The 928-nt window shown below is 68.5% G+C and carries 2 protein-coding genes and 1 pseudogene; all 3 read left to right on the plus strand.

All coding sequences use genetic code 11. The features are described 5' to 3' along the window. Positions 1 to 188 (plus strand): roadblock/LC7 domain-containing protein (locus FVS66_RS02335; protein WP_399224705.1); only part of this gene is annotated, 188 nt, incomplete at its 5' end. A gap of 95 nt (positions 189 to 283) precedes the next feature. Then, positions 284 to 829, plus strand: coding sequence for a DUF742 domain-containing protein (locus tag FVS66_RS02340; protein ID WP_149179270.1), 546 nt, complete (start codon positions 284 to 286; stop codon positions 827 to 829). Next, positions 810 to 928 (plus strand): annotated as a pseudogene (locus tag FVS66_RS02345) (ATP/GTP-binding protein); the annotation flags it as partial. The gene FVS66_RS02340 and the pseudogene FVS66_RS02345, both read left to right, overlap by 20 nt.

Consider the following 928-nt stretch of genomic DNA (forward strand, 5'->3'; position numbering starts at 1 on the left):
TGGTGGAGATGGAGCGCGGCTTCCTCTTCATCATGTCCATCTCGGACGGCTCCTCGCTGGCCGTACTCGCCCACCCCGACGCCGACATCGGTCTCGTCGGCTACGAGATGGCGCTTCTCGTGGACCGCGCGGGCAGCGTCCTCACCCCGGATCTCCGCGCGGAACTCCAGGGAAGCCTGCTCAACTAGCAGACGGACCGTGCGCTTTTCGCCACCGCACCTTAAGGTGCGGTGGCGCGGCTCCACAGGGACATGGACCGCGGACGGCAGTCGGAGGAGGAAACGTGGCAACACCCCCAGGCGGACACCAGCCTTACGACGGTGCTCACCAGGCCCAGGGTGACAACGCCCAGAACCGCTTCAACTTCCCCTCCACGCCGGGCAGACAGGGCGGCTACCAGCAGCCCTATCAGCAGCCGCAGGCACCGCGCAGCCAGCCGGTGCAGCAGCAGCGCCGCCGTCCGGAGTCCAGGTCGGGCCCGACCCATCACAATCCCCTGGTCCGTCCGTACGCCATGACAGGCGGCCGGACGCGACCCCGGTACCAGCTCGCCATCGAGGCGCTGGTGTCGACCACGGCCGATCCGTCCCGGCTGCAAGGGCAGTTGCCCGAGCACCAGCGGATCTGCCGGCTGTGCATCGAGATCAAGTCGGTGGCCGAGATCTCGGCACTTCTCACCATCCCCCTCGGCGTTGCCCGGATCCTCGTCGCCGATCTGGCCGAGGCCGGACTTGTCGCCATCCACCAGCCCGGCGGTGACGAGGCCGCCGGCGGCCAGCCAGACGTGACACTGCTCGAAAGGGTGCTCAGTGGACTTCGCAAGCTCTAGCGGCGGTGCGGCCCGCTCAACCACCAGCGCGAAGATCGTGGTGGCGGGCGGCTTCGGCGTGGGCAAGACCACGTTCGTCGGCGCCGTCTCGGAGATCAA

This window comes from Streptomyces sp. TRM49041 (assembly GCF_008271805.1).
Lineage (GTDB): Bacteria > Actinomycetota > Actinomycetes > Streptomycetales > Streptomycetaceae > Streptomyces.